General features: G+C 74.0%; 8 protein-coding genes. 2 read left to right on the top strand and 6 right to left on the bottom strand.

Annotated features, from left to right (window positions below; genetic code table 11):
• Window positions 1-21: 21 nt before the first annotated feature.
• Window positions 22-1,062, top strand: coding sequence for an FHA domain-containing protein (locus ACGFZK_RS32720; protein WP_393852479.1), 1,041 nt, complete (start codon window positions 22-24; stop codon window positions 1,060-1,062).
• Window positions 1,063-1,075: 13 nt separating this feature from the next.
• Here the strand turns inward: ACGFZK_RS32720 and ACGFZK_RS32715 are convergent, their stop codons facing one another.
• The gene (locus ACGFZK_RS32715; protein WP_393852478.1) at window positions 1,076-2,065 is read right to left on the bottom strand and encodes a methyltransferase domain-containing protein; all 990 of its coding nucleotides are present in this window, start codon (window positions 2,063-2,065) and stop codon (window positions 1,076-1,078) included.
• 120 nt (window positions 2,066-2,185) lie between these two features.
• Between ACGFZK_RS32715 and ACGFZK_RS32710 the strand changes: the two genes are divergently transcribed.
• Window positions 2,186-2,590: a globin gene (locus ACGFZK_RS32710; RefSeq protein ID WP_393852477.1), complete on the top strand. Its 405-nt coding sequence runs from the start codon at window positions 2,186-2,188 to the stop codon at window positions 2,588-2,590.
• Window positions 2,591-2,605: 15 nt separating this feature from the next.
• On the opposite strand, the gene ACGFZK_RS32705 is transcribed toward ACGFZK_RS32710, so the two are convergent.
• The 5 genes from ACGFZK_RS32705 to ACGFZK_RS32685 all read right to left on the bottom strand — a co-directional run bounded on the left by ACGFZK_RS32705 (window position 2,606) and on the right by ACGFZK_RS32685 (window position 8,455).
• Window positions 2,606-3,319, bottom strand: a complete 714-nt coding sequence (locus tag ACGFZK_RS32705; RefSeq protein WP_393852476.1) for a hypothetical protein — start codon at window positions 3,317-3,319, stop codon at window positions 2,606-2,608.
• Window positions 3,316-3,858 carry an acyl-CoA thioesterase gene (locus tag ACGFZK_RS32700; protein ID WP_393852475.1) on the bottom strand — a complete coding sequence of 181 codons (543 nt, stop codon included), beginning with the start codon at window positions 3,856-3,858 and terminating at the stop codon, window positions 3,316-3,318. Before ACGFZK_RS32700 ends, ACGFZK_RS32705 begins: the two co-directional genes overlap by 4 nt.
• 10 nt (window positions 3,859-3,868) lie before the next feature.
• Window positions 3,869-5,533 carry an energy-dependent translational throttle protein EttA gene (gene ettA, locus ACGFZK_RS32695; protein WP_393852474.1) on the bottom strand — a complete coding sequence of 555 codons (1,665 nt, stop codon included), beginning with the start codon at window positions 5,531-5,533 and terminating at the stop codon, window positions 3,869-3,871.
• Between the two features lie 170 nt (window positions 5,534-5,703).
• Window positions 5,704-7,179 carry a bifunctional phosphatase PAP2/diacylglycerol kinase family protein gene (locus ACGFZK_RS32690; protein ID WP_393852473.1) on the bottom strand — a complete coding sequence of 492 codons (1,476 nt, stop codon included), beginning with the start codon at window positions 7,177-7,179 and terminating at the stop codon, window positions 5,704-5,706.
• Window positions 7,180-7,291: 112 nt separating this feature from the next.
• Window positions 7,292-8,455, bottom strand: coding sequence for a thioester domain-containing protein (locus ACGFZK_RS32685; protein ID WP_393852472.1), 1,164 nt, complete (start codon window positions 8,453-8,455; stop codon window positions 7,292-7,294).
• Window positions 8,456-8,593 lie beyond the last annotated feature (138 nt).

Below are 8,593 nucleotides of genomic sequence, written 5' to 3'. Positions count from 1 at the left end.
GAAGAAGGGGGAAGCGCCGCCATGCCGACCTGCCCGAACGGGCACCAGTCCGCGTCCGACGACTGGTGCGAGGTCTGCGGCCACCGCATGGCTGCCTCCGAGGGCCCGCCTCCGGTGCCTTCCTACGGCTACGGCTTCCCCCCGACCGCCGGTGAACCGACCGCCCAGGCCGAGCTCTGCCCGCAGTGCCGGACCCCGCGCGAGGCCATGGCCCCGTTCTGCGAGGAGTGCCGCTACAACTTCCTCACGCGGACGGCGACTTCGTACGCGCCGCCGGCCCCGGACCCGGGACCCCAGGCGACGGGCGCCGGCGGTGCCGGTGGCGCCGGCGGTCGCGGTACGCCTCCACCGCCCGTGCCCGCTCCCGGGAACTACTCCCAGGACCACTTCGAGTACCAGGGCTCGCGGCCGTCCCGGGTCAACCGGCCGGCCGAGCCGCTCCAGCGCGAGGACGACTGGCTGCTGCCGCCGCCCGCGCACGAGTCCCCGCTGGAGTACCAGCAGGCCCCGCCGCAGCCCCCGTACCAGCAGCAGCCCCCGCCGCCCCAGCAGCGGGAGTACCAGCAGGAGTACCAGCAGCAGGCACCGCCGCCTCAGCAGCAGCAGTACCAGCAGCAGCCTCCGCCGCAGCACCAGCCCTTCCCGCCCCAGGGCGGCGGTGCCTGGAGCGCGACGGTCGGCCCCGACCGCTCGTACTTCATGGCGATGATGCAGCGCAGCGGCCCCGAGGCCGCCGGGCTGAACCTGCCCGCCTACTCCCCGGAGCAGCACCTCCCGCTGTCCGGCGGCCAGATCACCATCGGCCGCCGCCGCGCCTCCACGGGCGAGTCGCCGGACATCGACCTGTCGGTGCCCCCGGAGGACCCGGGCGTCTCCCACCAGCACGCGGTGCTGGTCCAGCAGCCCGACCTCAGCTGGGCGGTGGTGGACCAGAACTCCACCAACGGCACCACGATCAACGGCGGCGAGGAGCCGATCCAGCCCTACGTCCCGGTCCCGCTCGCCGACGGCGACCGCGTCCACGTGGGCGCCTGGACCACGATCACCATCCGCCGCGGCTGATCCGCCCCTCGGCTCACCCTTCCCCCAGGGGCCAGACGTACGGCCCCTGGGGATCGTCGAGCCACGCCCACTGGCCCTCCGCGCTCACCGAGACACCGAAGCGCTCCCGGGCCGGGCGGCCCTCGCGGCGCCACAGGTCCAGGGCCTCACGGGGGTGCAGGACGCCCGCGGTCAGGACGAGCATGAACTGGAAGCGCTCGTTCTCCACCAGCTCGTACGGAAGGCCGTACTCCATACCGCCCGGGTCGGGCGGCGGCGCGGCCACCGCTCCGCGCAGCGGGACGAAGTACGCCGAGGTGTGCAGGAAGTTGCCCTCGGCGAAGCCGGCGTCCCGGACCGTCAGCGCGATCAGCCCGGTCGACAGCGGGGCCAGGATCCGCGCGCCCGGCCGGCACTGGCCGAGCCAGGCGTGCGGGATCAGCGGCAGGGTGCAGGTCACCATGATCCGGTCGAAGGGTGCCCGGGAGGGGCAGCCGCGCGCACCGTCCCCGGTGACCACCGCGGGGTGGTAGCCGAGCTCGGCCAGGTGCGCCCGGGCGGACTCGGTGATCTCCTCGTCCAGGTCCACCGTGGTGACGTGCTCCTCGCCGAGCCGGTGGCAGAGCAGGGCAGCGTTGTAGCCGGTGCCGGCGCCGACCTCCAGGACGTCGTCGCCGTCACGTACGTCCAGGGCCGCCAGCATCTTCGCCATCAGGGAGGGCTGGCTGCTGGAGGAGACCAGCCGGCCGTCGCGCAGCCGGGTCGCCAGCGGGGTGTCGACGTACACCCCGCGCAGCCAGCGGGCCCGGCGTTCGGGGTCGGGGTCCTGCGCCCAGAGCCGTTCGTGGCCGGCACCGCGGCCGGTCCAGAAGTAGGGGACGAACACGTGCCGGGGCACGGCGGCGAACGCCGCCCGCCAGCGCGGGTCCTCCAGCACCCCGGCGGCGGTCAGCTCCCGCACCTGGGCGGCGTGCGCGGTCTCCCGCAGATCCCGTGCCTCGGTGTGTGCGGTGTGTGCGGCCATGCCTCCACTGTCCTGCGCCCGGGCCCGGCGTGCGAACGCGCGGGTCACGGGGCTCGGGGGGCTACGGGTGCCGGTCCTAGGACCTGGGTCCTGGATCCGGGCGTCTGAGACGATGGTCGGGTGAATGAGATTCCGCGGGGCACGCTTCAGGAGCAGACCTTCTACGAGCAGGTGGGCGGCGAGGACACCTTCCGCCACCTCGTCCGGCGCTTCTACCAGGGGGTCGCGGAGGACCCGCTGCTGCGCCCGATGTACCCGGAGGAGGACCTGGGCCCCGCCGAGGAGCGGTTCGCGCTGTTCCTGATGCAGTACTGGGGCGGTCCGACCACCTACAGCCAGCACCGCGGCCACCCGCGCCTGCGGATGCGGCACGCGCCGTTCCAGGTGGACGCGGCCGCCCACGACGCGTGGCTGCGGCACATGCGGGTCGCGCTGGACGAGCTGGGCCTGGCGCCGGAGCACGAGGCGCAGCTGTGGAAGTACCTGACCTACGCCGCCGCCTCGATGATCAACACGGCGGGCTAGCAGACGTCCCGGGGGTCAGACCGGCCGGACCTGGAGGGCGCCCAGGCCGCCGGTGACGCCGGGGCGGCGCATGGCGACGGAGCCGTACGGGGTCCGCAGCCGCAGCCAGGTCCCGGCGGCGAGCAGCGCCACGGGGGCGGGGGCGCCGGGGGCGGGGGCAGGGGCGGGCACGGCCGTCCGTACCGGGCGCAGGAAGCCCAGGGACTGCGCGGCGTGCACGGCGCGCAGCGGGAGTTCGGTGTCACCCAGGGTGCGGGACCAGATCTCGCGGCCGATGCGGTCGCGCTCGGACCGGGTCCGGTGCTGCACGGGCAGGGCCTCGTCACGGGCCCGGAACTCGGCGACCGCGGCGGCCACGGCCTCGCCCATCGCCTCGGGGCCGGGCAGCCCGGGAACCTGCCGCCAGCCACCGCGGGGCGGGAGCACGCCGGCCCAGGGCGGTCCGGTGACCGGGCCGGGCACGGTGGCCTCGGCCGAGGCCTCGTCCACGGACTCCAGCAGCTCACCGGCGGACACCGTCAGGTCCAGCGGCATCGCGACGGGCGCGGCGAGCCGCACCGTGCGGATGGCGAGGATGTCGAAGGACGGCGGCCGTCCGAAGACGGCGAGCGCGCCGCCGCCCGCCTGGAGGCGTACGGCGGCGGCGCGGTCGTAGTGCACCAGCCGGCCCAGGAAGGCGGCGAGGTCCGCCGCCTCCCCGGAGTCGGCGAAGCGCAACTGGTCGTTCATGCCGCGAGGGGCCCTTCCCGGCCGGTGCCGGACCCGGACCCGGACGCGGACCCGGACCCGGACGCGGACCCGGAGGCCGACGCGGAGGCCGACGCGGAGGCCGACGCGGTCGCGGGCTCGTCCAGGTACTCCTGGAGGAAGCGCTTCTCCTCGGCCGTGATGCGGCGGGGCCGTCCCGCGGCGAGGTTGTAGGGCACGACCACGGTCTCGGCGCGCACGTAGACCGTCTCGGGCGCGTCCTCGGTCGCCTCGTCCTTGACCTCGTAGCGAATGGTCAGGGACGCGGCGCCTATCCGGGTCACCCAGGACTCGATGAGGACCGGCTCGTGGCGGTGCACGAGGGGCAGCTTGTAGTCGATCTCGTGACGGGCCACGACGGACCCGCCGGTGAAGGACTCACTGCCCTCCCCCGGCGCGAGGCGGAACATGAAGTCGATCCGCGCTTCCTCCAGATAACGGAGGAAGACGACGTTGTTGACGTGCCCGAAGGCGTCCATGTCCGCCCAGCGCAGGGGGCACCGGTAGTGGTGTCTGGCCATGACGGCGACCTCAGCCTCGGGTGAGCTTCTTGTAGGTGGCACGGTGCGGGCGGGTGGCGTCCGCACCGAGACGCTCGACCTTGTTCTTCTCGTACGACTCGAAGTTGCCCTCGAACCAGTACCACTTGGACTCGCCCTCGTACGCCAGGATGTGCGTGGCGACCCGGTCGAGGAACCAGCGGTCGTGGGAGATGACCACGGCCGCACCGGGGAACTCCAGCAGCGCGTTCTCGAGCGAGGACAGGGTCTCGACGTCGAGGTCGTTGGTGGGCTCGTCGAGGAGCAGCAGGTTGCCGCCCTCCTTCAGCGTCAGCGCCAGGTTGAGGCGGTTGCGCTCACCACCGGACAGGACGCCGGCCGGCTTCTGCTGGTCCGGGCCCTTGAAGCCGAAGGCGCTGACGTACGCGCGGGACGGCATCTCGACCTGGCCCACGTTGATGTAGTCCAGCTCGTCCGACACGACCGCCCAGAGGGTCTTCTTGGGGTCGATGTTGGCGCGGGACTGGTCGACGTAGCTGATCTTGACGGTGTCGCCGACCTTGACGGAGCCGGAGTCCGGCGCCTCCAGGCCCTGGATCATCTTGAAGAGCGTGGTCTTGCCCGCGCCGTTCGGGCCGATGATGCCGACGATGCCGTTGCGCGGCAGCGTGAAGGACAGGTCGTCGATGAGGACCTTGTCGCCGAACGCCTTGGAGAGGTTGTTGACCTCGACCACGATCGAGCCCAGACGCGGGCCCGGCGGGATCTGGATCTCCTCGAAGTCCAGCTTCCGCATCTTGTCCGCCTCGGCGGCCATCTCCTCGTAGCGGGCGAGGCGGGCCTTGGACTTGGTCTGGCGGCCCTTGGCGTTGGAGCGGACCCAGTCCAGCTCTTCCTTGAGGCGCTTCTGGCGCTTCTCGTCCTTGCGGCCCTCGACCTTGAGGCGGGTGGCCTTCTTCTCCAGGTAGGTGGAGTAGTTGCCCTCGTAGGGGTGCGCGCGGCCGCGGTCGAGCTCGAGGATCCACTCGGCGACGTTGTTCAGGAAGTACCGGTCGTGGGTCACGGCCACGACGGCGCCCTTGTACTGCGAGAGGTGCTGCTCCAGCCAGTTCACCGACTCGGCGTCGAGGTGGTTGGTGGGCTCGTCGAGGAGGAGCAGGTCCGGGGCCTCGATCAGCAGCTTGCAGAGCGCCACGCGGCGCTTCTCGCCACCGGAGAGGGTGGTGACCGGCCAGTCGCCGGGCGGGCAGCCCAGGGCGTCCATGGCCTGCTCGAGCTGGGCGTCCAGGTCCCACGCGTTGGCGTGGTCCAGGTCCTCCTGGAGCTTGCCCATCTCGTCCATGAGGGCGTCGGTGTACTCGACGCCCATCAGCTCGGCGACCTCGTTGAAGCGCTTGAGCTTCTTCATGGTGTCGGCGGCGCCGTCCTGGACGTTCTCCAGGACCGACTTCGACTCGTCGAGCTTGGGCTCCTGCATGAGGATGCCGACGGTGAAGCCGGGCGACAGGAACGCGTCGCCGTTGGACGGCTGCTCCAGGCCCGCCATGATCTTCAGAACGGTGGACTTACCGGCGCCGTTGGGGCCGACCACACCGATCTTCGCGCCGGGCAGGAAGTTCAAGGAGACGTCATCAAGAATCACCTTGTCGCCGTGCGCCTTGCGCGTCTTGCGCATGGTGTAGATGAACTCAGCCAAGAGAAACCGTCCGGCAGATCGATGGTGGGCAGATACACCCCATCTTGCCGTACGTCCATACCCGCGGGCGAATGGGTAGGTCAGGGACCCCTGGCCTGGAAGGCACCGGACGGCGGGGCCGGGCGGAGGGCGAGCGGGCCCTTGCGCCCCCGGGCCGGCGCCCGAACCGGTCAGCGGGGGCGGTAGACGGTCAGGGCGTCCGGGAGCTCGTCGAGGACGAGGGCGGGCGGGGCCTCGGCGTACTCGCCGTCGTAGGCGAGCGGGGTGCCCTCGGGGATGTCCCCGATGCGCAGGCTGCGGAGGCGGGTGGCCACGTGGACCGGGGAGCGGCTCAGCGGGCCCGTGAAGGCGGCTGCCAGGAGCCGGGTGCCGGGGCGGCCGCCGCCGTAGACGAGCCGGAGGTCCAGCAGGCCCTCGCCGAGGCTGTCGCGGCGGCGGGGGGTGGGGCCGGTGCCGTGGTAGGTGCCGTTGCCCGCGAAGAGCAGCCACACGCTGCGGGGCCGCCCGGCCAGCCGCAGCCGCACGGGCCGCTGGGCGCGCAGCACCCGCCAGGCCGCCAGCAGCGCGGCGGGTCCCCCGCCGATGCGCGGGCCCCAGCGCAGCCGGTGGCCGAGCAGTTCCGGATAGGCGCCGATGCTGAAGTTGTTCAGGAAGTAGCCGGGCTCCCCGCCGGGGCCCGGGGAGAAGCGGCCCACGCCGATGCGGACGGCCTGCCCGTGGGTCAGCGCGTGGCAGGTGCCCTCGGTTCCGCTGAGGCCGAGGTCCAGCGCGAAGTGGTTGAGGGTACCGCCGGGGAACACGGCCAGCGGCACCCCGGCCCGCAGGGCGGCGGTGGCGGCCGCGTTGACCGTGCCGTCGCCGCCGCAGACCCCGAGGACGGCGGACCGTGAGGCCGCGTCCGCGAGCGTGGCGGGCAGCTCCGGGCCCGCGCACTCGATCACCTCGGCCTTGGGGAGGCGGGCGCGCAGCAGCTCGAGCCCCGCGGCCGCGGCCGTCCCCGACCCGGTGTTGACGACCACGGTGAGCCCGGCCCCCTCGGGCAGGGCTGGGGCCCCGGCGGCCGCCCGCTCGTCGCCCGGTACGACCCGGGCCTCCTGCGCGTCCCGCGCGAGACGGCGTACGACGAACCCCGCGGCCACCCCGAGCGCCGCGCCCACGAGCACGTCGGAGGGGTAGTGCACGCCGGTGTAGACCCGGGAGAACGCGACGGACGCGGCGACCGGGGCCAGCGCGGCCCCCCAGCCCGGGGACTCCAGCGCCAGCCCGGCGGTGAAGGCGAAGGCCGATGCCGAGTGCCCGGAGGGGAAGGAGGTGGTCTGCGGCTGCGTGGCCAGCTGCCGGGTCAGGGGCACGCCTTCCAGCAGCGGCCGCGGCCGGCGTACGGACCACTTGCCGACGGTGTTGATGGTCGCGGAGGCCAGCGCCAGGGAGGCGACCCCGCGTACGGCGGCCTTGCGGGCTCCGGCCGATCCGAAGACGGCGATGGCGGCGGCGGCTCCGCCCCACAGCACGCCGTGGTTCGCGGCCCGCCCGAGCCGCGGCAGCACCCGGTCGGCCCCGGGCCAGTGCCGCCGGGCCACCGCGTCGAACAGCCGGCGGTCCCATCGGGCCAGCGCGCCGTGCCAGGTCAGTTCTTGATCGGCCATCTTCTGCCACTACCCCGGGCGGCGGATCCGAATCGGCCCCCGCGGCCACCCGGCCCACCCGGCCCATCCGTCCGGGCCGGCCGGGCCGGCCGGGCCGTCCCGCACTGCGCCCCTACGCCTCGTCCTCCTCGTCCAGCGGGCGCTTGCGGAGCAGGAGCACCACCAGCCCGCCCAGGACCACCAGGCCCACTGCCAGGGAGGCGATGACCGGGGTGGCCGCCGAGCTGCCGCTGGTCGCCAGCCGCTCCTCGTCCGGGGAGGTCGTCGGGAGTGTCCCGGACTGCGCGCCCAGCGCCTCGACCGCCGAGCCGGTACCGGTGCCGGTTCCGGTGCCCTCGGTGGTGCCCGAGGTGGTGCCCACCGCGGTCACCGGAGGCAGCGGCCAGACCGCCGTGGCCGTGGCGGCGGCCGCGGACTCGCTGGAGCCGGCCACGATCTGCGCCTGGCTCGGCAGCTCACCGGTGAAGACCCGGCCGACCGGCACCTTGGTCGCGCCCTGGACGGTGACCGAGGCCGTCCCGTTGGGGGTGCCCGCGGGCACCTCGAAGTACAGCCGGCTCCCGTTGACCGCGGTGGTCAGCGGCTGCCCCTCGGCGTCCACCACCCGCACCCCCATCGCGACGGCCGCTGCGTCCGGGACGACCGACACGCTCCGCGCCCCGGTCCGCACGGTCACCGGGCCGAGCCGGGTGCCCACCGCCCCCGACACGTCGCCCGGGTCCAGCCCGAGCGAGGCCGGCGGCTCCGGCAGCTGCCCCGCCGCCCGCTGCAGGTAGTCGGCCAGCTTCTCAGCCGCCGGGTCCGCGGCCTCGACCTGTACCCCGTCCGCCAGCCGCCAGATCGCCACCTGGGTCCCGGCCGCCGCGCTCTCCGCGCTGAGGGCCCCGGCCCCGGCCGCCTTGGCGAGCCCGGCCAGATCGTTCAGCTGCGGGTAGGAGTGCTCCAGGACCCAGCGGATCCGGCCCGCCTCCCGGTTCCCGGCGAGCGGGCTGCGGCTCCAGCCGCTCTCGGTGTACCGGGCCTGGGGCTGGGCGTTGCCCGTCACGCCGACCCCGTACGTCTGGAGCATCCCGCCGCCGTCGACCCGCATCTCGTAGAGCCCGGCCGGGATCTGCCGGACCGATCCGTCCCCGGAGCGCAGGACCGCCTGCCCGTACGTCTTCAGCCCGTCCAGCACGGCGCTCGCACCCTCGGGTGACCGGGGTGCGGCCGGGCCGGAGTCGGCGGCCGCCCGGGCTCCGGGCGCGGCGGCGAGGGCCGCGGCCAGCAGGGCCACCGCCAGCGGCCGGCGTGCGGAGCCCCGTACCGCGGCAGGAGGTTCGAGAGAGGGCCGAGCAGGAACAGGGACAGGAACTGGGACTGGGACAGCAGCAGCAGCAGGAGCAGAGATGGGATCAGGAGCGGAGGATGCGGG

The organism is Streptomyces sp. NPDC048257 (assembly GCF_043201855.1).
Classification (GTDB): domain Bacteria; phylum Actinomycetota; class Actinomycetes; order Streptomycetales; family Streptomycetaceae; genus Streptomyces.
Note: the sequence above shows the minus strand (reverse complement) of the source record. Positions and strands in the feature narration are given on the sequence as shown.

Excerpts from the sequence above, each read along its gene's own strand:
- ACGFZK_RS32715 (WP_393852478.1), bottom strand. The coding sequence starts at position 2,065 with ATGGCCGCACACACCGCACACACCGAGGCACGGGATCTGCGGGAGACC.
- ACGFZK_RS32720 (WP_393852479.1), top strand. The coding sequence starts at position 22 with ATGCCGACCTGCCCGAACGGGCACCAGTCCGCGTCCGACGACTGGTGC.
- ACGFZK_RS32705 (WP_393852476.1), bottom strand. The coding sequence starts at position 3,319 with ATGAACGACCAGTTGCGCTTCGCCGACTCCGGGGAGGCGGCGGACCTC.
- ACGFZK_RS32690 (WP_393852473.1), bottom strand. The coding sequence starts at position 7,179 with ATGGCCGATCAAGAACTGACCTGGCACGGCGCGCTGGCCCGATGGGAC.
- ACGFZK_RS32700 (WP_393852475.1), bottom strand. The coding sequence starts at position 3,858 with ATGGCCAGACACCACTACCGGTGCCCCCTGCGCTGGGCGGACATGGAC.